Raw genomic sequence first — 23,526 nt, 5'->3', positions numbered from 1 at the left:
CAAACAAAACAGGCCGGTACCGTCTGATGCATCAGACGGTACCGGCTCATTTTATATGCTGTTACTGTTCGTGCAGGTATTTTTCGCGCGTTGCCAATCCGCCGCGGATATGGCGCTCTTTTTTGTTGACATCAAGCACCTTGCGCGCTTCATTTGCAAGCGCCGGATTGATTCGTGTCAGACGCGCCGTCACATCTTTATGTACGGTGCTTTTGCTGACACCGAATTTACGCGCGGTCTGGCGCACGGTTGCTTTGGTTTCGATAATATATTCCGCCGTCTTTACTGCCCGTTCTTCGATATATCCTTTCATGCAATATCCTAAAGTTTGTTTGTATATCCTATTCGGACAACGGAAAATATATGCCTGCTTCTTACAGCCTGCCAGCCACAAAAATGAGGACAGCCACAAAAGAAGTTCTTATTTACAGTTTTGTGAAATATTGTCCTCTACTTTTTGAAGCAATACGAAAAGCTGCTCCGCTTCTTTCTCTGAAAGATTACTGCAATAAATTTTATCCGTTTCTTCAAATATCTGCTGTACCTTTTTGGCAATATCCATTCCCTTTTCCGTCAGGGCAATCAGCCATGAACGGCGGCAGTCGGGATTACTTTCCCGTACAAGCAGTCCTGCCTGCTCCATTCGGTCAAGTGTCCTTGACATCGTGGTTACATCTAAAAGGCAGGCATCCGCAAGTTTTTTCTGTGTCATACTGCCTTCAAAAAGCAGTTCTTTTAAAATGCGCGGCTGTCCCTGCCCTACTGTAAGCCCCAATGTGATAAACTGCGGCCGCATTAATCTCTGCCGCAGCACTTCTATCTTAAATAATTCATTCCGAATCTGTTCTTTTTTCATACTTTCCTCTTTTCTATAGATATTTGCGACACCTGCGGCGCAAATATCTGTATGGACGAGTTTACTGTCAATCTACGATAATGGCAATTTGCTTTACCTGAAAGCAAATTGCCGTATGAGCAATCTCTCGCATATGAATTGCTCATACTTCATACTAATCTTCATTCCGCAGGCATTTTAATGCCGTAGGAATCGCGAACTGAATCTATTCAGTTCTGCGATAAAAAGCGGCTTTGTGACGCCTGAGGCACAAAGCGCTGTGTGAAAAATCTTAGATTTAAGGATTTTTCACATTATTCCAATTCAAACTGTCCCGTATACAGCCTATAGTATCTGCCCCGCTGTTCTAACAATTCCTCATGACTGCCGCGCTCTATGATTTCGCCCTTTTCCAATACCATGATTGCTTTGGAGTTTCGCACGGTTGACAGGCGGTGTGCAATGACAAATACCGTTCTGCCTTCCATAATCGCATCCATGCCCTTTTCAATTAGCCGCTCGGTGCGGGTATCTACAGAACTGGTCGCTTCGTCTAAAATAAGCACCGGCGGTTTGGCAACTGCCGCTCTCGCAATCGCAAGTAACTGGCGCTGCCCCTGCGAAAGATTACTGCCGTCTGCATACAGCATTGTATCATAACCGTCCGGCAGTCTGCGGATAAAGGAGTCCGCATTGGCAATGCGTGCTGCCTCATAAACTTCCTCGTCAGTCGCATCTAACTTGCCGTACCGGATATTGTCCGCAATCGTTCCCGTAAATAAATGCGTATCCTGAATAACCATTGCCAGTGAGCGGCGCAAATCGTCTTTTGCAATCTGCTGAATGTCGATACCGTCATAGGTAATCGTTCCCGACTGGATTTCATAAAAACGGTTAATCAGGTTGACAATCGTTGTTTTTCCCGCACCGGTTGAACCGACAAATGCGATTTTCTGTCCCGGTTTTGCAAAAAGAGAAATGCCGTTTAATACGCGCTTTTTATCGGTGTACCCAAAGACTACATTTTGAAAACGCACATCACCTTTTAATTCAACATAGCGGAAGCCGCCGTTTTCCGGCACTTTCCATGCGTAATCCGGTGTGCTTTGTTCACATTCTGTCAGTGTGCCGTCCGCATTTTTTACAACGTGACATAAATGCACGTTACCTTCGTCCACTTCCGGCTGTTCGTCCATCATGTCAAAAATTCGTTCCGCACCGGAAAGCGCAGACAACAGAAAATTGACCTGCTGGGTAAACTGATTTAACGGCATTGCACTCTGGCGCACATATACCAGATATGCCGAAAGACTTCCCAAATCCATCAGTCCCCGAATTGCAAGCAGGCCGCCCGCGCAGGCAGACACCGCATAATTCAGATAGGAAAGACTGACAATGGTTGGTATCATCATACCGGCAAAGGACAGAGCATTGGTGGACTGCTTTCTGAAATTTTCACTGAGTTCACAAAAACGCGCATAGTCTTTTGCTTCGTGATTGAAGACCTTTTCGACCTTCTGTCCCTCTGCCATTTCCTGTACAAATCCGTTAATTTTGCCGAGTTCCTCCTGCTGCCGGTTAAAATATTTTTTGCTGTGCTTTCCATTTAAGCGGATAACCACAAACATAACAATTAAAAATACCACAACAATCAGCGACAGCCGGATACTGAGTACCATCATCATTATCACCGTACCGAAAAGCATCATGAAACTCTGGATAATCATTGCAAAGCTGTTGTTCATCGCTTCCTGTACGGCATCGACATCATTGGTAAAACGGCTCATTAATTCGCCGTGTGTATGCGCATCAAAATACCGCAGGGGCAGTTTTTGTACGTGTGCAAATAAATCGCTTCGGATTTCACGGATGACTTTCTGCGAGGTCTTCACCATTAAGCGGTTATATCCGAGCGTTGCCAGTGCGCCGCACAGATACATCACGCCCATTGCCGCAACGGCACGCACCAGTCCGTTTAAATCTCCCGGAACGATAAAGCGGTTAATGACCGGCTTTAAAAGATATGTTCCCGTAATATTGGCTCCGGCACTGATAAGTACCAGCAGGGCAACCAGCAAAAAGGACCATTTGTGCATGCCTAAATATACCAGCAGATGCCGGATTGTCTTTTTCGTGTCTTTCGGTCTTTTATATCCTACATATTTTGCCATTATAAATCCGCTCCTTCCTTCTGGGATTCGTAAATTTCCTGATAAATGCGGTTGGAAGCAAGCAGGCTTTCATGTGTACCGATACCGCTTACCCTTCCGCCGTCCAAAATAATAATCTGATCCGCATGGCGCACGGAAGATATGCGCTGTGCAATAATAATTTTTGTCATATCAGGCAGTTTCTCTGCAAGTCCTTCGCGGATTCTGCTTTCTGTCGCCGTATCAACCGCGCTGGTTGAATCGTCTAAAATCAGTACCTTCGGCTTTTTTAAAATGGCTCTTGCAATGCAGAGGCGCTGTTTCTGACCGCCGGACACATTGACACCGCCCTGTCCCATTTCCGTCTGATAACCGTCCGGCAGGCGGTCAATAAATTCATCGACACAGGCAATCCGGCAGGCTTCTTCAATTTCCGTCATGGAAGCGTTTTCATCGCCCCATTTTAAGTTATCAAGCATTGTTCCAGAAAACAGTGTATTTTTCTGAAGTACCATAGCAATCGCATCTCTTAAATGCTGCATCGGATAATTTCTGACATCAACGCCGTCCACCTTTACCGTTCCCCGCACGGTATCATAAAGACGCGGAATCAGCTGGACAAGCGTGGTTTTTGCCGCACCGGTCTGACCGATAATTCCTACTGTCTGACCGGCTTTAATATGAAATGATACATCGGAAAGCACATATTCTTTTGCTTCTTCCTTATATTTAAACCACACATGGTCAAATTCGATTTCGCCGCGCTCTACGCTGATATCCTTTGCATTTTCATCGGTCAAATCTATTTTTTCATCGATGACCTCAAGGATACGCGCGCCGGATGCCAGAGAACGTGTCATCATTAAAAATACGTTGGACATCATCATCAGTGAATTTAAAATGAGCAGGACGTAGCTTAAAAATCCGGTCAGTTCGCCGATACCGAGCCTGCCCTCATGAATCAGATAACCGCCGAATAACAGCAGGGACAGTATTGTTGCGTACATGACAAACTGCATGGCAGGCATATTTAACACGGCAATGCCAAATGCTTTTTCGGATTCTTTTTTCAGATTCAGATTTGCTTCTTCAAATTTTGCGATTTCATAATCGCCCCGCACATAGGCTTTGACTACACGGACTGCCGTCAGATTTTCCTGAATCGTGCGGTTCATGCGGTCTATCGCAAACTGCATTTTGGAATAGAGCGGACGTACATTTACAATAATGCAAATGAGTAACACGGCAAGTACCGGCAGTGCCACGAAAAATACGAGCGCCAGTGTTGAATTAATGGAAAATGCCACGCCCGTTGCAAAAATCAGCATGACCGGACTTCTGCCAAACGGGCGCATACCGGTTGAAACGGCATTCTGAATATTCGTGACATCGCTTGTTAAACGTGTCACAATCGACGATACCCTGAAATGGTCGATATTGGCAAATGAATACGACTGCAATTTTTCGTATTCGGCTTCACGCAGGTTTGCGCCCAGTCCCTGACCGGCAAGCGCCGCAAAACGGGCGCTTCCGATTCCAAGCACCAGTGCCGCCGCCGCACAGAGTACCATTTGAAATCCTTTTTGATAGATGTATCTTTCATCGCCTGTCGCAACGCCGGTGTCAATCAAATCCGCCATAATCATCGGAACCATTAACTCCAGCACCGCTTCCACCGCGATGCAAAACAATGCCAGAAAGGCATATTTCTTATACTGTTTCATATAAGAAAAGATTCTCTTTAACATTTATTGCACCTCCAACTGTTGTATGTGCAATAATTGTAGATTCAAGTTTTTGAAATGTCAAGAGGATTTTTGCAACTTTTCCAACCCAAAATAGCCCTGTTTTTGCAACTTTTCCAACCTTTTTTGAATAAAAAATGCAACTTTTCCAACTTTTTTATAAATTTCATTCTATATATTGTGCATCGCTTTACCCCTTAAAATACAAAAAGATGAAACTCTGCACTACATTTCTTGCAAAGTTTCATCTTTTAATTTCTATACCACTTCCTGTTCACTCCCCGGAGCTGCCACACCTTCCCCGTCCCATAGTCAGGAATAAACGGAAGTTAAATGGACGAGCGCTGTGGCATTTCCGGTGCAGGATACACCTCTTCACCTTTTTCTATATTGCAAAGTGACACTGATTTACGGAACAAAATAATGCCTGCTACAAATAAAACCGCAATCATGCCTACACCGGCGTTGATGTTTCCGGTTATCTGAGATACAAGGCTTACAATCGTTGTTCCCATAAATGATGCGCCTTTTCCGCAGATGTCCATCAGTCCGAAATATTCTCCGGACTTTTCGGCAGGAATGATTTTTGTAAAATATGAACGGGACAACGCCTGAATTCCACCCTGAAACATTCCAACCAGTACCGCAAGTATCCAGAACTGAATCTGGCTCTTTAAAAATACAGCAAAGATTGCAATTCCAAGATAAGCAAAGATACACACGGTAATCAGGCGGCTGGTTTCCATTTTACCGGATAATTTTCCGAAAAGTATCGCACACGGAAATGCAACAATCTGCGTAACAAGCAGTGCCAGCAAAAGTCCTGTGCTGTCCAGTCCCAGTGCAGCGCCGTATGCCGTTGCCATGTCGATAATCGTGTATACACCGTCTATGTAAAAGAAAAATGCCAGCAGAAACATAAAAATATGTTTTTCTTTGCGGATATTGCCAAAGGTCTGTCCCAGACGGCAGAAGCTTTCTTTTACTGCGTGCTTTTGCTTTTTTACATAAAATTTCTGTTCATAGCCTTTTAACAGTGGAAGCGACATCACAAGCCACCAGACGGCAATGATTAAAAAAGCGGCTCCCATTGCCATTTCCATGCTGATACCGATTTTTCCGCTGCCAAGCACAAGCACCAGACAGACAATAAACGGCACACAGCTTCCGATATATCCCCATGCATACTAAAATCGCCGCCGTAAAAATCGACTTTTTAAACCCTTTGTATCCGCCATGGTTCCGAGCACCGGACCTGCAAGTGCTACAAGAATCGTGCCAACCGATGCCGCATATCCCCAATATGCCAGATAGTCCACCGATGAAATTCCGGCATTGCCCGCCAGATAATTAAAATAAATCGGTAAAATTGTCGCAATCAGCAGTGTAAATGCTGAGTTTCCCACGTCATACAAAATCCAGTTTCTTTCATTTTTTGTTAATTTCTTTCCCATTTTCTGCTCCATTTCTAAGTGATATACGTTCTGCCATTTGTTTACCCGCACATTTCCAGCGGTTCATCTTTTTCTTTTCCGCCAAAGGTCAGACCATACCGCTTATCGAACGGAATTTTTCCCGATGCGCTGTCCTCATACTCATCAATTAACCGCTCCGCCAGCTTTTCGGCATCGCGGTAGAGCTGCATCAGCATCTGGGTGCTGTCCGTGCATTGCGGATTTTCGCTGTAATTGACTAACAGACCGTGCATTTCCTTATAATTTCCCGTTGCCTTTAACAGACCGTAAATCAAAAAACGCTTAAAATAGGATGGAGCTATTAAAAGTTTATTATTGGTAATCATGCCCTGTAATGCCTGCTCTGCCTGCTGTGGCGTTACATTTTTATAAAACGGACTGATAACCTCGGCATTTTTCAAAGTAGGATGAATATGCCCCGTCAGATTGTGTGTCAGCGGATTAAACCCGTCCGTCAGCATTAATTTACGGTCGAATTCCACTTCGATTTCCGTATGGCTGACCCCGCTTTCCGCAATTTTTTCATCAATGTAGCCGTGACAGCTGACGTCCAGTGCAAAATGACAGCAAAAGCCGTAAATATACGCTTCACACGCTTCCTTATTTTCCGCTTTCTGCATCACCAAGGATGCCTGCCTGAAAAATTCAATGCCCGGACGGTCGTGCATCGCATATCCGACCTGATTGACCGGATTGGCAAAGAGTGGTTTGTAATAAAACAAAATATCCGGTCCATGCAGTCCGATATCATATAATTCCTTGTACTTTTCTATAATTTGTTTGGGCTTTCCTGTGAGATTACGATAAACCTCCTGCCCCATTCTGTAATGTGCATATGTTGATGGCATATTTCCTCCATTCCGATTTTCCGAGCAACCTTGTTGCGAGGTGGCGATGAGAAACTCGCGCAGGCGATTTCTCATCTGCCAACAGGGTTGTTTGTTTTCGCTCTTTATATTATTTAGTTTATCCCAGGCTTTGTAAAATTTACTACCTTATTACAGTAAAATATCCGTAAATTTTTTTGAAATGTATGTAAAAAGGCAAAAAATATCTTCCCTGCTGGTTTTACCCGGTAAGGAAGATACTTTTTACACGCTCATCGCTGTCCTGCCTTTGCGCGTGCTTTTTTCCAGCCGCTTACAGCAGTAAATAAATGCCGGTATCAGAAAGATGTCGGCGGCTATCCACGCACACGGATTGGCAAGACATGCACCGGTGTAGCCCATTTTCGGCACAAGCAGGACTGCCGCAAAGGTTCTTGCCGCCATTTCAAATACGCCTGCAAGAATCGCAAATACCGAAAAGCCCATACCCTGTATGCAGAAACGCACAACATTGACAAAGGTCAGTGGAATATAAAACAGCGCACTATATAAAATAAACTGATATGTCAGATGAATGATTTCCACTTCATTTGCATCGACAAACAGCAGGGCGATATAATCGGCAAAGAAATACAGCAGTATCAGCGCACCCACGCTGTAAACCGCACCGATAATGCCTGCTGCACGGATTCCTTTTCCAAGGCGCTTTAATTTGCCCGCACCGACATTCTGCCCGCCGTAGGTTGCCATAGTGGAACCGAGCGCATCAAACGGACAGCACGTAAATGTAAAAATCTTACTGCCGGCAGTCATCGCTGCTACATACGTTGCACCGAGCGTATTGACGGCGGTCTGCAAAATAACACTGCCGATTGCCGTAATTGAATACTGAAGCCCCATTGGAATCCCGTTCATGCAGAGATTGATCATATACCGTTTTCCCGCCCTGCGGTCCTTTGCCGAAAGCTTTAAAACCTCGTAGCGTTTATTCATATAAATCAGACAGGCAACACCCGATACAAGCTGTGAAATATCGGTTGCCACAGCTGCTCCCGCGACACCGATTTTAAGTCCCTGAATCAATACAAAATCCAGAATAATATTTAACACTGCCGAAAACACCAGAAAGATGACCGGTGTCTTGCTGTCCCCCAGCGCACGGATAATGCTCGATACAATATTATATAAGAATACGGTCGGAATCCCGGCAAAAATAATGACAATGTACGCATACGCATATTCATAAATGCTCTCCGGCGTGCGCATTACCGTCAGAATATTCCGGCAGAAAAAGACGGAAAGCGCCGTCAGCACAATCGAAAACACAACGCTTAATAAATAGCCGTTGTATACATAGCGCCTGAGCTGTTCATATTTCTGCGCACCAAACTGCTGTGCCACGGGAATTGCAAATCCACCACACACGCCCATGCAGAAACCAATAATCATAAAGTTAATACTGCTTGTTGCACCGACACCTGCCAGCGCATCAACGCCCAGCGTTTTTCCTACAATCATGGTATCCACCAGATTATAAAACTGCTGGAACAGCATACCAAACAGCATAGGTATGGAAAATCCCAGAATCAGCTTCATCGGTGAACCCTCTGTCATATTCTTCGTCATGAGAAACCTCCGTAAAAAATTCTTACAAAACAATCAACTGTTCTGCGTAATACACCGGATAAATGCTTCTCCATACCGTGCAAATTTATTTTCACCGACACCGTTGACATCAAGCATCTCCTGCTGTGTATGCGGCATTTTATGACACATGTCAATCAGTGTCTTATCCGAAAAGATAATGTACGGCGGTAAATTTTCTTCTCTTGCAAGTGTCAGACGCAGCTGCTTTAACGCACCAAAAAGCGCAAGCTGCTTTGGCGAAAGCGTATCGGTTGCACGGCTTTTTGCCGTTTTGACCTTTGCCTCTGCCATTTTTTCCGTTCGTTCTGACCAGCGGATTGAAAAAGAAGCGCCCTCATCTAAAAGTTCTTCGCATGTTTTATCCAGCTTGATTATTCTATAGATGTCCGGCGTTTCTGTCAAGTACCCTTTTAAAAGCAGTTCTTCTGCAACCGCCTTTAGCTGCGCTTCGCTTGTTTTGCTCTGGATTCCGAAGGTTTCATAGCGGCTGACACCGTAGCTTTTTAACTTTGCGGTATTTGAACCTCTTAAAATGCCAATAATCACTCCCATTCCATACCGCTGTCCGCTCTCCCGGATACAGGCAATCATATCCCTGCAAAGCACCGTAACGTCTTTTTCTTCAAAGGAAGCATTGCAGTTGCCGCAGTTGCCACATTCCCTGCGGTTTGTATACTCCCCGAAGTAATTGAGCATATATTCCCGCAGACATTCTTTAGTTGCACAGTAAAAACGCATTTTATTTAAACGACGGATATCATTTTCTCTGATAACATCTAAATCGTCCTGCGTAAATTCAGTATTCTGCCCTTTCTGTTCAATCAGAAATTCATGAATAACCACATCCTGCGGCGAATAAAACAAAATGCACTCGGCAGGCTCACCGTCACGTCCGGCACGCCCCGCCTCCTGATAATAATTCTCAATACACGCGGGCATATTGTAATGCAGGACAAAACGCACGTTGGATTTGTCAATGCCCATGCCGAATGCGTTGGTCGCCACAATCACCTGCGCCCTGTCGTAGATAAAATCCTCCTGGCTTTCTTTGCGGGTGTCATTGTCCAGACCCGCATGATAGCGCGCCGCAGCAATGCGGTTTTTACGCAGCATCAGATATACATTGTCCACATTTTTTCTTGTGGAGCAATAGATAATACCGCTCTCGCCCTTGTGTTTTTCCAGATAATCCAGAATTTCGGCATCCTTCTGCTTTGTTTTGCGCACTTCAAAATACAGATTTTTCCTGTCAAATCCGGTGATTAATACTTCCGGATTCTGCAGTCCTAAAATACACTGGATATCTTCTTTAACCGTCTGCGTTGCCGTTGCCGTAAATGCACTGACAACGGGACGTTTCGGAAATCGCTTTATCAGATTGACAATTTTTAGATAGCTCGGTCTGAAATCCTGTCCCCACTGGGAAATACAGTGCGCTTCATCGACTGTAATCATGGAAATATCGGCATTCATGACAAATTCCAGAAAGCGGTCGGTTTCAAGGCGTTCCGGTGCAACATATACAATTTTATACCGCCCGCACATTGCATTGTAGAGTGCCTTTGTAATCTGTGTTTCCGTCAGGGCACTGTTTATATATGCCGCATGGATTCCGGCATCGTTTAATGCTTTCACCTGGTCAATCATCAGGGAAATAAGCGGCGATACCACTACCGTAATTCCCGGAAACATCAGCGCCGGAACCTGATAGCAGATCGATTTTCCCGCGCCGGTCGGCATAATGCCCAGTACGTCCTGCCCCCGCAGAATCGCATCAATAATTTTTTCCTGGCCTTCCCTGAAACTGTCGTAACCAAATACCTTCTTTAATACTTCTAGTTTTTCCAAAATCTTCCTCATTCTGCCGCAAGGGCGGCTTTTACTTCGTCTGTAATCTGTGCGCCGCCATTTTCCTGCCATGACCGCACAAAGATATCAAAATATTCCGGCGGTTCTTCGCCGCAGATGATTTTTAAATAGACTTCTTTTTCATTTTCCTTTAATTTCCACCACTCCGATTTCATGGTTTTAGTGGTTTTAAAATACAAGGACGGTACTGTAATCACCGAGCCTTCCCGGATTGCCTCACACGCTTTAATCCGTGTCATATACGCCGCCCATGCATCGGTTCCTGCAGATTCTTTATTTTCCATATAATTTTTACACGCAGTATAATAAGACTTTTCAAGCAGCTTTAAATCGTCTTCCTGCTTTTCGCCGGAAAAAACTGCCGCAATATCCTCATAGCACAGCTCCAGCGCATTGTTATAATCCACATTGATTGCCAGCGGTCTTGCCGTGGGTTCTACATTTAACTGATAATATTTTTCAAATTCTTCGGACGAATCACACTCATAGCGGATTTTGTCAAACATTACACTGATCATCTTCGCGGCAATTTCAGGGTGTTCGTAACCCTTCCTTACAACCACATATTTATATGCCGGATTCTGGCTGTGATACGAGGTATTGCCCTGCGCATCCGTCGCTATCAGATACGGCTGCCAGTCCGGCTTTTCAGACTGCGCTACAGCACTGACCGCAGATGCCAGCGGATTATTTGCCGCCCACCACGGTCCGAAAAACGAGCCGCATTTTCCCTGTTCTATCATTTCAATCAGATTCGATGTTGTATGTATCAAAAAATTTTTTTCAAGGATTCCTTCATTATAAAGTGTATGCACATATGAAAGCGCCGCTTTGGCTTCGTCTGTCACCGAACCGTATACCACCTCGCCGTCATCACCTGTAATCCACTGCTTTGGGTATGCTCCATAAGAAGCAAAAATCAAATCAAGCAGATATTCACTGCTGTAGCCGCACTCGCCTGCAATCTGTGTATCACAGACCAGTCCCACGGTTTCTTCCCCACCCATTTGATTATCTATAAACTGACGTACAATTTCAACCACATCTTCTATGGTCTGCGGTGCCGAAAGTCCCAGCGTATCCATCCAGTCTTTCCGCAGCCACACAAGGTTCGGTCCGTCCGTAATATTCGTTTCGGGCAATGCCATAATTTTACCGTCAAATGTCACGCTGTCTATCAGGTCTTCGCCGTAGCTGGCATACATTTCACGTATTCTGTCACTGATACAGTTCTGATACGATACCGTCAGGTCTTCTATCATATCATTTTCGATAAGCGTTTCCAAGTCCTCATAATTGCTCACAAGCATAATATCCGGCAGTTCATTCATTGCAATCGCCATGCTCACGTTGGTATCATACTGCTTATCGGCTTCTTCAAAAACATCCCTGTTCTGGACATTAATCACTTCCTTAATATACCGCGTATACGCATTGTCTTCATACGTATCCCCCGCCGGCATATTGGAATTATTCGTGCTTATCATCTTTCCCAGTGTATACACAACCGTTTCGGGATACGCGCCAAACGGCGACGATACCGCAGCCTGCATCTGCTCTGCATATTCCTGCCGCGAGGACAAAACACGATTAGCCGGGCTGTTACACCCGGCTAAAATCCCGCCCGCAGCTCCCGCCGCCAGCAGACACAAACAAAATTTTTTAAATCCTTTTATCATTCCACACACTCCAAAACCGAGTCATCCTCTGCAAAAAGCCCTGCCACGTCACTCTCTCACAAGCTATTTCACAGAAATCAGCCGTCAAACCTTCCGTCTACACAGGCTATTTCACAAAGATAAGCCGAAGTTAAGCGACAGCGGTGAGGCGTTCTTTGTGAGACACCCACGCCGCAACCGTCACAGGCTTTTTGCAGAGATAAGCCGAAGTCAAGTAACACGTTGAGGCGTTCTCTGCAAAAAGCCCTGACACTACCCTTTGACCGCGCCCGACATGCTCTCATTATAACACTTCTGCATGAAAATGAACAGCACTGCAATCGGAATTGAGATGCAGACTGCTCCTGCGGCAAAACAGGTGTACCAGCTGTCTACATATTCCTTTTCAAGCATCTGCCACAGACCAATTGCCACCGTATAATAATCGGCATTGGCACGGCATATTACTCTTGCAAAGATGAAATCCACCCATGGTGCGATAAAGGTCGTGAGCACCGTGTATACTATAATTGGCTTACTAAGCGGTATAGTGATTTTTGTAAACACCTGCCATTTGGTAGCACCATCCAACATAGCCGCTTCATCAATCGTTTTTGGAATTGTGTCAAAAAATCCTTTTGCAATATAAAACTGGATTCCGGACGAACCGGAGTATACCAGTATCAGTGCCACACGAATCATGGAGCCTTCTGAAAGTCCAACTGCTTTTAAAATATAGTAAACCGCAATCATCGCCATAAATCCCGGAAACAGTCCGAGTATCATTGCAATATTCATCATCGGCTTTCTTAAACGAAAGCGCAGGCGCGACATACAATATGCCACGGACAATACAAAAAATGTTGAAATAATGCAGGAACAGATTGCAATAAACAGCGTATTGCCAAACATTCTCGGAAAATTTAAAATTCCGGTATCCGTAAATAATTTGATATAATTGTCAAACGTATATTTTTTCGGAAAAAATGACGAGGTATAAGCACCTTTCTGTGCGCGGAAGCTTGTAAGGATAATCCAGAACAGCGGACTGACCCAGATAATTGCAAGCACGCTTAAAAACAGATGCACCAGTATATTGTTGATTTTCTTTTTTCGTTTCATTGAAATCCCTCCTCGTCTTTATAGGATTTCGTCCGTCTGTATACAAGCAGCGAACCGATTGCCAAAAATACAAAGGTCATAATTCCGATAACGGCACCCAGATTGTAATACTGGTAATCCACCGTCATCTTATACAGCCATGTAACCAAAAGGTCTGTTTTGCCCGCGGTATTGCCTGACAGCACCGGGTCGCCCTTTGTTAAAAGATAAACAATGTTGAAATTATTGATATTTGCTGTGAATGTCGTAATCAGATATGGTGTTGTCACAAACAGCATATACGGCAATGTAATTTTAAAGAAACGGATTACCGGACCGGCACCATCCACTTCTGCCGCTTCGTAAAGCTCCAGTGGGATATTCTGTAGAATTCCCGTAACCTGCATCATCGTATATGGAATACCAATCCACAGATTAACAACGATTACCGTTATTCTCGCCCATGCGACGTTAGAGAAAAACGGCAGGGACTTCTGAATCCAGCCCGCATTTTTTAACATTACATTGATAATGCCATCCTGACTAAGCATACTGCGCATAACAAGCAGGGACACGAACTGTGGAATGGCAATCGACAAAATAAAAATCAGCCGCCAAAAGCCTTTGATTTTTGTTCCCTTCCTATTAATAAGCAGCGCCAGCAGCATGCCTAAGATGTAGTTTAAACCTGTTGCAAATACCGCCCAGACAATTGTCCAGCCAAGCACAGACCAGAATGTTTTTCCGAACGTTCCGCTCACATCAAACATCTGCCGGAAATTTTCCAGCCCCACCCAGTCAAACAGAACAAGATGGCTGTTTACTTTGCTGTAATTTGTAAACGCCATGGCTATCATAAATATCAGCGGCAGAATCGTAAAAATCAAAATGCCGCCAACCGGCAGTGTCAGAAGCAGTTTGTGCAGATTTTTATCAAACAGGGACTTAATGTCCTCTGCAAATGTTGTCACCGGCTTATTTTTTTCAATACAGACCTGTGCCTGATACGCACTTTTTACTGCACCTGCCCACACACAGATAAATGCGGCACAAATAAATAAAACTGCAATGCCATAAAGTAAAATTAACAGGGAGTTATCTCCCTGAACATATTCATAGACGCCCAGTGTTTCATTCCACACTTCTCCCTGTTCTTTTTCACCAAGGCCCGGCAGTGCCAGAAGGCACTGCCAGCCATAGGCTGCCATAAAGAATAGGAAAGCTGCTTCTGTGAAAAGGAATAAGATTCCTTTGATAAATTGTTTTCTGAGGATATTGCCAAGTCCCATCACAATTGCTGAACTTCTTGTGAGCCAATCTCCCTTTTTGAACGCATTAACCAATTCCATACGCAACCTCCAAACGCTGTGTGCGTTTTATTTCTATTTTACAATTGATGTATTAATCAGTTTGTAAAACTCTTCTGTCTTTTCTGCAGCATTATCCAGTGTAATTTCTCCGTTAACAATGGATTTACTGAAATTCTGTGCCGGTGTCCAGTAATCATTCATACCAGTTACCGTCGGCTGGATAACAGCAGTATTGTTAAAGGTATTATTCTGTGCAGTTACAAGCACATCGGATTTAACCGGCTCTACTGCCAGCAGTTCTGTGTTACAAGGAATTACACTACGTAAATCATAATGGGACTGCTGTGCTTCCTTACCACCTAAATACTTTGCAAGTGCAACGGCAATCTGCTGGTATTTACAGTTTGGATTCACGGCAACTGCTTTAGAACCTGCAAATGCCTTTAACTGCTTATCCGTACCGCCAATCTTGACTTTCGGAAGCTGTACGGCACCAAAATTATCACCCAGAATTTCTTTTACATTCTTATAATCCCATGAACCTGAAAAATAAGCTGCAACACTGCCGTCACGCAGACCTGCGATTCCGACACCGCCTGCATCGTTTACAAAATTCGGATTGTTGACCATAGATACCATTGCTTTCGTTGCATTTGTACCCTTATCACCTGAAATATCAATTCCTGCTGCATTATCTTTTCCGTCTTTACCAAAATATACACAGTCATTTGCAAGGAAGAATGATGACATATACCAGCCTTCTGTGATATTAAATGCAACCTTGTCCTTTGCAAGCATTGTATCCAGACTCTTCACGTCGCTGTCTGTAAATTTGCTCTTATCGTAATACATAAACCAGGTGTTGGTTGTAAATGGTACACCGTAAACTGCTCCGTCTACCGTAACGGAATCTACAATTGCCTGTGAGTTTGTACTCTTTACGTAATCTGCCGTTTCACCGCCAAGCTTTGCTATTGCCTTCGCATCAATTAATGTCTGTAACTGGTCATTTGCAAAGAAATATACGTCGGCTGAATTACTCGGATCCTGCGGAACGGTCTTTCCGGCATCCTGTTCGGAGCAGACACCGTATTCAAATGTAAGATCCCATTCCGGATGTTCTGTGTTGAATTTTTCACACATCGTCTGAAGCCATTTGCCATTCTCGTCTGCCTGATCTTCTGCGCAGCCCCATACGGTAATCGTTGTACTGATTTTTTCAGCCTCTGTGCTTTTCCCCGTATCGGTACTGCCGCCTGTGCCTCCACAGCCTGTCAATGCTGTTACCCCAAGTGCCGCTGCTAAAAATGCGGCTGTCATTCTTCTTTTTTTCATAAAACCCTCCATTCCCCTGCTGTTTTCCTTTAAAACAGTAGAAACATTTTTGATAGTTTTATTATATTAGGTGTTGGAATTTTTTAAAATATCAGATATTTTAGATTCATGTTGATTTTTATTGACGTTTATAAAAAAAGACAGGCACCCTATTCCATGTGCCTGCCGCTTTCTATTACTCTTTAAAACGGATAAATCCGTAGCTTTCCAGATTTCTCATATACTGCACCAGCCGGTTGTAAAGCGGTTCTGCTTTTTCGCCAAAATGCGCTTTCACCTGTTCTGCAATATCGTATACCGTATTCTTTCCGTCCATTAACGGCCAGATAAAATTCCCCATTTCATCCAGATGAATCTGGGAAATCCGCGGCTTTTTAAAAACCACCTGGGCAATTTTGTTAAATACGCCTTTATTTTCCACGTAAACCGTAACTGCACCATTATCTGACACCGTATAGGAATACTGCTCATGATGCACCGGTATAAAATCCAGATAATTTCTTAAATCTTTTTTACTTGTTTTCTTTGCCATTCTTACTCCAAAGTGAGAACTTCAGGATGCACAGAATCATAACAACCATTAATACAACGCCGCCAATAATTCCGGTTGTAAAGCTGCCTGATAAATCAATCTTACCGGCTACGTTGACAACTGCGAGAATTGCAAGAAGGATACCTACAAGACCCTCACCGGCAATCATACCAGAGCAGAATAAGATTCCACTGTTTGCATCTTTATTTTCTTCCCTATCAGCCTTCTTCTTGTCAACGAACCAGCGGATAACACCACCAATCATAATTGTTGCGCTTAATTCCAGTGGCAGATATAAACCGATTGCTACAGGAAGTACGGAAATTCCAAGAATTTCAACAACGATTGCAATAAATACACCGATGAATACCAGCGCCCAAGGAAGATTTCCTTCCATAACACCTTCGATAATCATCTTCATTAAAGTTGCCTGTGGTGCTGCAAGCTCTGTTGTACCAAATCCCCATGCAGAATCCAGTAATACAAGAACGCCTCCGATAGTAACTGCTGAAACAACTGCACCGATTAATTCACCGATCTGCTGTTTCTTCGGGGTTGCACCAAGGATATAACCTGTCTTTAAATCCTGTGAAGTATCACCGGCCATTGCTGCGATGATACAGATAACAGAACCGATTGCAATAGCACCCTTCATGCCGTGTACACCTGTATCTCCTGTCACCTTTAAGCAGAGTGTAGAAAATAACAGAGTTGCAATTGCCATACCGGATACCGGATTGTTACTGCTTCCGACGATACCAACCATTCTGGATGAAACCGTTGCAAAGAAGAAACCGAATAATGCAATAATAACTGCTCCGAGCGGAGATACCGGAATTTCCGGTAACAGCCAGATTGCAATAATCATGATTAATACACCGATACCGATTACACGCATATCAAGGTCTACTTCTGTACGAACAGCGCTGTTGCTGTTTCCTGCACCCTTCATGCCCTTAATTGCATCTGCAAATGTTCTTACAATTAACGGAAGGGATTTAATTAAACTGATGATACCACCCGCAGCTACGGCACCTGCACCGATGTATCGGATATAGCTGCTCCAGATTGCGGAAGCACCGCCTGCAGCATACATATCAGCAATCGTCTTTGTTCCCGGATAAAGGATTGTGGAACCGCCAAATGTAATGATTGCCGGAATGAGTACAAACCATCCGATTAAACCGCCGGCAAACATATAAGATGCGATCTTTGGTCCACAGATATAACCTACACCAAGCAGTGCCGGATATACTTCTGCTGAAAGCTCTGTCTTGAATGCCTTGAGTGGTACTGTAATAACGCTTGGAATCACTTTGAGTCCATCGACTACAAACTTAAATAAAGCAGCAAGTCCCATACCTGCAAATACAGACTTCGCACTTGCACCGCCTTCTTCACCGGCTAAAAGAACTTCTGCACAGGCTGTACCTTCCGGATACGGAAGCACACCATGTTCTTTTACAATCAGTGCATTTCTTAACGGCACCATGAATAACACACCTAAGATACCGCCGAATAATGCGATTAATGAAATGGTAATCAGGCTTGGAGCCTCTGTAATACCTTCCTTTGACCATAAAAACAATACAGGAAGTGTAAAGATTGCTCCCGCTGCCAGGGATTCACCGGCAGAACCGATTGTCTGTACCATGTTACTTTCAAGGATTGAATCCTTTTTCATAATGACGCGGATAACGCCCATGGAAATAACTGCTGCCGGAATAGAAGCAGATACAGTCATTCCGACACGCAGACCAAGATACGCATTGGCTGCGCCAAAAATAATTGCCAGAAGAATACCCATAATGACAGATGTCACTGTAAACTCAGGCGTAATTTTGTCAGCCGGAATATACGGCTTAAATTCGTCTTTCTTCATTAGAAACCTCCAAAAATTTAGTGTGTTACTATGTTAACACACTATTATAAAAAAGAAAAGCAGATTATTTATCCAATTAAAGCAATAAAGCTATTTTTTTACTGATTTTCTTTATTTTGAAAAGTTTTTTTATACTGCATGTAAATTTTTTAAAGAAACGTCCAAAATCGGAGCGGAATGGGTCAGCGCACCGCTTGAAATATAATCCACGCCGATATCTGTCAGACGTGCCACGTTTTCTAACGTAACGTTGCCGGAACACTCTGTTTCTGCCCTGCCGTCAATAATACGGACTGCTTCTTTCATCATTTCCGGTGTCATATTATCCAGCATGATAATATCTGCGCCCGCTTCTACCGCTTCGCGTACCATATCCAGATTTTCGACTTCCACTTCAATCTTTCTGACAAACGGCGCATATTCCTTTGCCATGGTTACGGCTTCTTTGACACCGCCTGCGGCTCCGATGTGGTTATCCTTTAACAAAACACCGTCCGATAAGTTGTAACGGTGATTATAGCCGCCGCCGACCTTTACGGCATATTTTTCAAAAATGCGGTTGTTCGGTGTTGTCTTTCTTGTATCAAGCAGCTTTGTTTTACTGCCCTTTAACAAATCGGCTATCGAGCGGGTATACGTTGCGATACCGCTCATTCTCTGTAAGTAATTTAAGGCGGTGCGTTCTCCTGAAAGCAGGACACGGATATCACCCTTTACGACTGCAAGCAGATCGCCTTTTTTTACGGCATCTCCGTCCTTTACGTAAAATACGACTTCTGTTGTTTCGTCTAAAAGCTCAAACACTCTTTTAAATACGTCCAAGCCCGCAATCACACCGTCCTGCTTGCACAAAAGCTGTACCTCGCCCTGCTGCGGGTGGCGCATTACGGCATTTGTCGTAATATCTTCGCTTGTAATATCTTCTTCCAGTGCCTGCATAATTAATTTATCTGCATTTAACTTCATTGATATACTGTTCATGTACCTTTTTCTCCCTTTCAATTTCTTCAAAAATTTCTGTCTTGTACTGTTTTTTCAATTCATCATAGCCGTTGTACTTCCGGAGTGCTGCCGCTTCCACGAGCTCCGGACAACTCTCTGCCATATCAAAGCCGTCTGTAATATGCTTTGCCGCACGTTTCGCAAAGACCAGACTTTCAAGCAGGGAATTGCTTGCCAGACGGTTTGCGCCATGCACACCGTTACAGCTTGCTTCACCGACTGCATATAACTGTTCCATAGACGTTTTGCTGTTGCAGTCTACATGGACACCGCCCATAAAATAGTGCTGTGCCGGTACAACCGGAATACTTTCCTTTGTGATGTCATAGCCTTCTTCCAGACAATGCTGATAAATATTCGGAAAATGTTCCATAATCGTCTTTTTATCTATATTTTCAAGTGACAGATGCACATACGGCATATCGTCTTTTTCCATCTGCTCATAAATTGCCCGTGCAACCACATCTCTTGGAAGCAGTTCATCAACAAACCGCTCGCCTTTCCTATTTAATAAAATAGCGCCTTCCCCACGTACTGATTCAGATATTAAAAATCTTCTTCCCGGCTTTTCGGAATACAGTGTTGTCGGATGAATCTGGATATAATCAATATTTTCCAGTTCGATATGATGGCGCAGGGACAGTGCCAGTGCATCACCCGTCAGATGCGGAAAATTCGTGGAATGTGTGTATAAACCGCCGATACCGCCGCATGCCCATACGGTATCCTTTGCCGAAATTGTAATCAGATGCGGCATCGCTTCCTTTGATACACGGCATACAATACCGTAGCATACATTGTCCTGTTCAACAATATCTACCATTTCCGTATTTTCAAGGATTGTAACATTCGGCAGCTTCTGCACCTGTGCAAGCAGCTTGCTTGTAATCTCTTTTCCCGTAATATCTTCATGGAAGAGGATTCTCGGTGTGGAATGGGCACCTTCTCTTGTAAAACGCAAGTGTCCGTTATCATCCCGCTCAAAATCTACACCGTATCCGATTAAATCATCAATAATCTCACGTGAAGAACGAATCATGATATCCACAGACTCTTTTCTGTTTTCATAATGTCCTGCACGCATAGTATCTTCAAAATAACTGTCGTAATCATCTTCATTTTTTAATACACAAATTCCACCCTGTGCAAGAAACGAATCACTGCTTTCCAAATCCGCCTTTGTAATCATCACAATCTGCTTATCGCGTGGCAGATTCAGTGCGGTAAACAAGCCGCCGACTCCCGTTCCTACAATCACAATGTCCGTATTAATATGTAACTTTACCTTATTCTCATTCATCTTGACACATTCTTTCCGGCTATTTTGCAAGCTCTAACATTCTCTCAAGCGGACGGCCTGACTTTTCACTTAACTCTTTTTCCACCGTTACGGCATTGCTCTCATTTTTTAAGACATCCCGTACTTTCTCTAATGTAATCTTTTTCATATCCGGGCAGATCTGATGAGCCGATGCCGGATAAAACTTTTTCCCAGGATTTTTCTTTTTCAACTCGTAAAATACACCTGTTTCCGTACAAATCACAAATTCCTCTGCATCGCTTTTTGTTGCATAATCAATAATACCCGAGGTACTGCCTACATAATCTGCCAGTGCCGACACTTCCGGAAGACATTCCGGGTGTGCAAGCACAAGTGCCTGCGGATGCTCCTGTTTTGCCTTTTTGACAGCTTCCGGTGCAATTGCCTTATGAACCGGACAGTGTCCGTTCTGGTATAAAAATTCTTTCTCAGGCACCTGCTCTGCAATAAAATGTCCGAGATTGTCATCCGGAATAAATAAGATGTGTTTATTCGGGAGTGCCTTTACAATCTTTAACGCATTTGAGGAAGTCACACATACATCCGCGTGTGCTTTTAACTCTGCCGTGGAGTTGATATAACAGACAACCGCTAAATCTTCATACTCTGCACGAAGCTTTTCAATTCCTGCGATATCTGCCATATGTGCCATCGGACAGTCCGCACTCATATCCGGCATTAAAACCTTTTTCCCCGGATTTAATACCTTTGCGCTCTCACCCATAAATCCCACACCGCAGAAAACAACGACATCTGCTGTTGTTTCCGTTGCAAGACGGCTTAAGTAGTACGAGTCCCCGATGTAATCTGCAATTTCCTGCACGGCATCTTCCACATAGTAATGTGCAAGAATGACTGCATTTTTCTCTTTTTTCAGTTGCTTAATTTCCTCTGTTACCGCGTTCATCATTTACCTCATTTTCCTGTATAAGTGCTAAATTTTTTGTTGGTAATTATATCACGTTTCTTTACAGGTGACAAGACAGTTGTAAAATCATTTTATAAAATGCCCGTCTACCGCCGTCTTAAGCCTGTTTCTGTGTGGTATAGACACGTGCCGGAAATGTAATTGTAATCGTTGTACCTTCGCCCTGTTTACTGTCCACCTTTAACTGATACTGATCCCCGTAATACAGCTTTAACCGCTCGTTGACATTTCTTGCACCATATCCGCCGGACTGCACCGTTAAAAAATCTGCCGCCGTCTGCTTATCCATGCCGACACCGTTATCCGATACCGTCAATACTACCAGATAATCTGTGCCGGATTCCACATCTGGTTCCCGGCGGGATTCTGTACCGGATTTCGTTTCGGATTGTGTGTCAGATTCCATATCTGTCCGGTGTGTGAACGGCTTTTGTGCAGGCTCCTGCCAGCCGCGGATTGTAATCCGCCCTCTGCCCTCTGTTTTTAAGTCAATTCCGTGATCAATCGCATTTTCAACCAGCGGCTGTAAAATCAGATTCAGGGATTCGTACTGTAAAATTTCCGCTGCCACATCTATTTCCACATCAAAATCCCCGTCATGCATAAGCTGCTGGATTTGCAGATAGGAGCGTACATTGCTTAATTCCTGCTCTAATGTCAATGTGTTTCTTCCTTTATTTAATGAGGTTCTGTAATAATTGGAAAGTTCAAGTGTAATCCGGCTGATGTCCTCCTGCCCGCTCTCAATGGCTTTCCAGTTAATCAGGGACAGCGAATTGTATAAAAAATGTGGATTTATCTGCGCCCGGAGTGCCCGCATTTCATATTCCTTCTGGTGAATCCTGCCCTCATAAACCTCGGTAATTAAGGTGCTGATGCGGCTGACCATATGATCAAAGCCGTTAATTAATGCACCGATTTCATCGTTGCTGTCACTATGGACACGTACTGTGAAATCGCCCTGCTCCACCTTCTGCATATTGTGCTGTAACAGCTCAATTCTCTCTATTAAAAAGCGCGAGGTCGATATCAGTGCAAGCACTGCACCGGCTATAATCACCGTCACTGCCACAAAAATCATGCGCATCATCGGCTTTGCCGACTGGATAATCAATTCTGTCGGTTCATACATATAAATCGTCCAGTCCGTTGTCGCAAGCGGTGTACTGATAACCGTGTAATCGCCGCTGCCGTCCCGTATTCCACAAAAGTCTGCAAAATTTAACGCCTTATCCACATTTTCACCGGTAAAGCTGTGGAATTCATACACCTCGCTGCCCGCAGAATCGACAATATAAATCCCGTAGTTTTTCTGCGTATTTTCTTCAAGTGCTTCAAACACCTTATCATAATCCACTGAAATGTATAAAATGCCGAGTTTATTCTTCTGATAAAGCAGTGACATTTTTCGTGCCGATGACAGCGTGTGCGCCGAGCTGTCCGCAAACCACTGAATCGTTGTATGTTCCTTTGACGTATCAAACCACGGTGCAGCTTCTATTTCTGACAGCGGTGCAAGCGTGGTATCGTGCTTTACCGTGCCTTCAGCGTAAATCGTCACCTGTTTCACGTCTTCGTGGAAATATTTAAGCGATGATAGCATCGGGTCAAACAACAGCACAAGCTGGTCGTACATTTCATAATCGCTTTTATAGTCGTAGCTGACAACCCGCGAAATCGTTTCATTAAAGGTGATGTAATTGGACAGGTTGTTATACACCTCTAACTGGGCATCAATACCCGCTCCCGCCTGATTGACAAAATTCTGGATACTTTTCGTATCGCGCTCAATTAAAATATGCTTCATCTGCCCGTAGGAAAATGTAAACAGCACAATAACCGGCAGTACTGCCGTGAGCAGATAAATCCCTGCCAGCCTGTATTTCAACTTCATATTTTTTATATTCAT

General features: G+C 44.0%; 17 protein-coding genes and 1 pseudogene. All 18 read right to left on the bottom strand.

What is annotated here, in order from left to right; translation table 11 throughout:
- Window positions 1-61: 61 nt before the first annotated feature.
- Window positions 62-313: a sporulation transcriptional regulator SpoIIID gene (spoIIID, locus tag LI288_RS11265; protein ID WP_022432029.1), complete on the bottom strand. Its 252-nt coding sequence runs from the start codon at window positions 311-313 to the stop codon at window positions 62-64.
- Between the two features lie 108 nt (window positions 314-421).
- Complete coding sequence (locus LI288_RS11260) at window positions 422-856, bottom strand: MarR family winged helix-turn-helix transcriptional regulator (protein WP_227090464.1); 435 nt, start codon at window positions 854-856, stop codon at window positions 422-424.
- A 293-nt stretch (window positions 857-1,149) separates the two neighbouring features.
- Complete coding sequence (locus tag LI288_RS11255) at window positions 1,150-3,006, bottom strand: ABC transporter ATP-binding protein (RefSeq protein WP_022432031.1); 1,857 nt, start codon at window positions 3,004-3,006, stop codon at window positions 1,150-1,152.
- Complete coding sequence (locus LI288_RS11250; RefSeq protein ID WP_227090463.1) at window positions 3,006-4,733, bottom strand: ABC transporter ATP-binding protein; 1,728 nt, start codon at window positions 4,731-4,733, stop codon at window positions 3,006-3,008. The genes LI288_RS11255 and LI288_RS11250 overlap by 1 nt, the downstream gene beginning before the upstream one ends.
- 326 nt (window positions 4,734-5,059) lie before the next feature.
- A pseudogene (locus LI288_RS11245) lies at window positions 5,060-6,184 on the bottom strand (MFS transporter).
- A gap of 41 nt (window positions 6,185-6,225) precedes the next feature.
- The gene (locus LI288_RS11240; RefSeq protein ID WP_227090462.1) at window positions 6,226-7,053 is read right to left on the bottom strand and encodes a zinc dependent phospholipase C family protein; all 828 of its coding nucleotides are present in this window, start codon (window positions 7,051-7,053) and stop codon (window positions 6,226-6,228) included.
- Window positions 7,054-7,296: 243 nt separating this feature from the next.
- Window positions 7,297-8,658: an MATE family efflux transporter gene (locus tag LI288_RS11235; RefSeq protein WP_227090461.1), complete on the bottom strand. Its 1,362-nt coding sequence runs from the start codon at window positions 8,656-8,658 to the stop codon at window positions 7,297-7,299.
- A gap of 33 nt (window positions 8,659-8,691) precedes the next feature.
- Window positions 8,692-10,527: a DNA helicase RecQ gene (gene recQ / locus LI288_RS11230; RefSeq protein WP_227090460.1), complete on the bottom strand. Its 1,836-nt coding sequence runs from the start codon at window positions 10,525-10,527 to the stop codon at window positions 8,692-8,694.
- An 8-nt stretch (window positions 10,528-10,535) separates the two neighbouring features.
- Window positions 10,536-12,227: an extracellular solute-binding protein gene (locus tag LI288_RS11225; RefSeq protein WP_227090459.1), complete on the bottom strand. Its 1,692-nt coding sequence runs from the start codon at window positions 12,225-12,227 to the stop codon at window positions 10,536-10,538.
- Window positions 12,228-12,479: 252 nt separating this feature from the next.
- The gene (locus tag LI288_RS11220) at window positions 12,480-13,328 is read right to left on the bottom strand and encodes a sugar ABC transporter permease (protein WP_022432038.1); all 849 of its coding nucleotides are present in this window, start codon (window positions 13,326-13,328) and stop codon (window positions 12,480-12,482) included.
- Window positions 13,325-14,656: a carbohydrate ABC transporter permease gene (locus LI288_RS11215; RefSeq protein WP_022432039.1), complete on the bottom strand. Its 1,332-nt coding sequence runs from the start codon at window positions 14,654-14,656 to the stop codon at window positions 13,325-13,327. The genes LI288_RS11220 and LI288_RS11215 overlap by 4 nt, the downstream gene beginning before the upstream one ends.
- A 33-nt stretch (window positions 14,657-14,689) precedes the next feature.
- A complete protein-coding gene (locus tag LI288_RS11210) occupies window positions 14,690-15,952 on the bottom strand; it encodes an extracellular solute-binding protein (protein WP_227090458.1) in 1,263 nt (420 codons plus the stop codon).
- Between the two features lie 175 nt (window positions 15,953-16,127).
- Window positions 16,128-16,484: a PqqD family protein gene (locus LI288_RS11205; RefSeq protein WP_022432041.1), complete on the bottom strand. Its 357-nt coding sequence runs from the start codon at window positions 16,482-16,484 to the stop codon at window positions 16,128-16,130.
- A complete protein-coding gene (locus LI288_RS11200; protein WP_022432042.1) occupies window positions 16,465-18,366 on the bottom strand; it encodes an OPT family oligopeptide transporter in 1,902 nt (633 codons plus the stop codon). Before LI288_RS11200 ends, LI288_RS11205 begins: the two co-directional genes overlap by 20 nt.
- 129 nt (window positions 18,367-18,495) lie before the next feature.
- Entirely contained in the window at window positions 18,496-19,347 is an 852-nt protein-coding gene (nadC, locus tag LI288_RS11195; RefSeq protein WP_227090457.1) for a carboxylating nicotinate-nucleotide diphosphorylase, read from the bottom strand.
- Complete coding sequence (locus LI288_RS11190) at window positions 19,313-20,668, bottom strand: L-aspartate oxidase (protein ID WP_227090456.1); 1,356 nt, start codon at window positions 20,666-20,668, stop codon at window positions 19,313-19,315. Before LI288_RS11190 ends, nadC begins: the two co-directional genes overlap by 35 nt.
- Window positions 20,669-20,687: 19 nt before the next feature.
- On the bottom strand, window positions 20,688-21,596 hold the full coding sequence (gene nadA / locus LI288_RS11185) for a quinolinate synthase NadA (RefSeq protein WP_022432045.1): 909 nt from the start codon (window positions 21,594-21,596) through the stop codon (window positions 20,688-20,690).
- Between the two features lie 118 nt (window positions 21,597-21,714).
- Window positions 21,715-23,526: a sensor histidine kinase gene (locus LI288_RS11180; protein WP_227090455.1), complete on the bottom strand. Its 1,812-nt coding sequence runs from the start codon at window positions 23,524-23,526 to the stop codon at window positions 21,715-21,717.

Origin of the sequence: Lachnospira pectinoschiza, from assembly GCF_020564355.1 — a bacterium.
Lineage (GTDB): Bacteria > Bacillota > Clostridia > Lachnospirales > Lachnospiraceae > Lachnospira > Lachnospira intestinalis.
This window is presented reverse-complemented; position numbering and strand designations above follow the sequence as displayed.

Excerpts from the sequence above, each read along its gene's own strand:
- spoIIID (WP_022432029.1), bottom strand. The coding sequence starts at position 313 with ATGAAAGGATATATCGAAGAACGGGCAGTAAAGACGGCGGAATATATT.
- LI288_RS11260 (WP_227090464.1), bottom strand. The coding sequence starts at position 856 with ATGAAAAAAGAACAGATTCGGAATGAATTATTTAAGATAGAAGTGCTG.
- LI288_RS11255 (WP_022432031.1), bottom strand. The coding sequence starts at position 3,006 with ATGGCAAAATATGTAGGATATAAAAGACCGAAAGACACGAAAAAGACA.
- LI288_RS11250 (WP_227090463.1), bottom strand. The coding sequence starts at position 4,733 with ATGTTAAAGAGAATCTTTTCTTATATGAAACAGTATAAGAAATATGCC.
- LI288_RS11240 (WP_227090462.1), bottom strand. The coding sequence starts at position 7,053 with ATGCCATCAACATATGCACATTACAGAATGGGGCAGGAGGTTTATCGT.
- LI288_RS11235 (WP_227090461.1), bottom strand. The coding sequence starts at position 8,658 with ATGACGAAGAATATGACAGAGGGTTCACCGATGAAGCTGATTCTGGGA.
- LI288_RS11225 (WP_227090459.1), bottom strand. The coding sequence starts at position 12,227 with ATGATAAAAGGATTTAAAAAATTTTGTTTGTGTCTGCTGGCGGCGGGA.
- LI288_RS11220 (WP_022432038.1), bottom strand. The coding sequence starts at position 13,328 with ATGAAACGAAAAAAGAAAATCAACAATATACTGGTGCATCTGTTTTTA.
- LI288_RS11215 (WP_022432039.1), bottom strand. The coding sequence starts at position 14,656 with ATGGAATTGGTTAATGCGTTCAAAAAGGGAGATTGGCTCACAAGAAGT.
- LI288_RS11210 (WP_227090458.1), bottom strand. The coding sequence starts at position 15,952 with ATGAAAAAAAGAAGAATGACAGCCGCATTTTTAGCAGCGGCACTTGGG.
- LI288_RS11205 (WP_022432041.1), bottom strand. The coding sequence starts at position 16,484 with ATGGCAAAGAAAACAAGTAAAAAAGATTTAAGAAATTATCTGGATTTT.
- LI288_RS11200 (WP_022432042.1), bottom strand. The coding sequence starts at position 18,366 with ATGAAGAAAGACGAATTTAAGCCGTATATTCCGGCTGACAAAATTACG.
- nadC (WP_227090457.1), bottom strand. The coding sequence starts at position 19,347 with ATGAACAGTATATCAATGAAGTTAAATGCAGATAAATTAATTATGCAG.
- LI288_RS11190 (WP_227090456.1), bottom strand. The coding sequence starts at position 20,668 with ATGAATGAGAATAAGGTAAAGTTACATATTAATACGGACATTGTGATT.
- nadA (WP_022432045.1), bottom strand. The coding sequence starts at position 21,596 with ATGAACGCGGTAACAGAGGAAATTAAGCAACTGAAAAAAGAGAAAAAT.
- LI288_RS11180 (WP_227090455.1), bottom strand. The coding sequence starts at position 23,526 with ATGAATATAAAAAATATGAAGTTGAAATACAGGCTGGCAGGGATTTAT.